Below are 789 nucleotides of genomic sequence, written 5' to 3' on the forward strand. Positions count from 1 at the left end.
CGCGGCCGGGGTCGTCGGCGACCTGGGCACGCGCGACGGCATCCACGCCGCAGCCGCCGCGGCCGCGGAGCCGTTCGGCGAGCCGGACATCCTGGTGAACTCGGCGGGCATCAACCTCCGGCCGCCCTACGCCGAGATCACGCAGGACGACTGGGACGCGACCATGACGGTCAACGCGCTGGCGCCGTTCCTGCTCGGCCAGCGGTACGCGAGGGGCATGGCGTCCCGCGGCTACGGACGGCTCATCCACATCAGCTCGCAGCAGGCGCACCGGGCTTTCGTGGGCAGCGGCGTGTACGGCGCGTCGAAGGGCGCGGTCGAGTCGCTCATGCGCTCCGAAGCCGAGGCCTGGGGCGGCACCGGGGTCACGAGCAACACCCTGGTGCCCGGGTTCGTGCTCACCCCGCTGAACGCGCGGTTGCAGCAGGACCCCGACACCATCGCGGCCCTCGCCGCGCGCACCATGATCGGACGCAACGGACTGCCGAGCGACTTCGCGGGCGCCGCGGTGTTCCTCGCCGGTGCGGGCTCGGCCTACGTCACCGGGCACTCGCTGTTCGTCGACGGCGGCCTGTCCGTGCACTGACGCCGCCGCCCTGGCGCTCAGGCCTCGGGGAGGGCGGACTCGTCGGGGTCGGGCGCCGTGGCCCCGGTGCCCGCCGCCGGTGCAGACGGCGTGATCAGCGGAGCCGCGGTCGCGAGTGCGGTGACGGCGTCCGCCGCAGCCGCGTCGTCCGGTGCACGGTCGGCACGGCGGGGAAGTCGTTGGCGAGCGAGTCGGCACCGCCG

General features: G+C 74.9%; 2 protein-coding genes. One reads left to right on the plus strand and one right to left on the minus strand.

Annotation, left to right across the window (positions count from 1 at the left end):
• A partial coding sequence (locus DW309_RS08625; RefSeq protein WP_136045137.1) for an SDR family NAD(P)-dependent oxidoreductase occupies positions 1 to 586 on the plus strand: 586 nt, incomplete at its 5' end.
• Between the two features lie 17 nt (positions 587 to 603).
• Here DW309_RS08625 and DW309_RS19490 read toward each other — a convergent pair.
• Positions 604 to 789: hypothetical protein (locus DW309_RS19490; protein WP_205812704.1), on the minus strand; the 186-nt coding region annotated here is incomplete at its 5' end.

Source organism: Microbacterium sp. K41 (genome assembly GCF_004794395.1).
GTDB classification, from domain to species: Bacteria; Actinomycetota; Actinomycetes; order Actinomycetales; family Microbacteriaceae; genus Microbacterium; species Microbacterium sufflavum.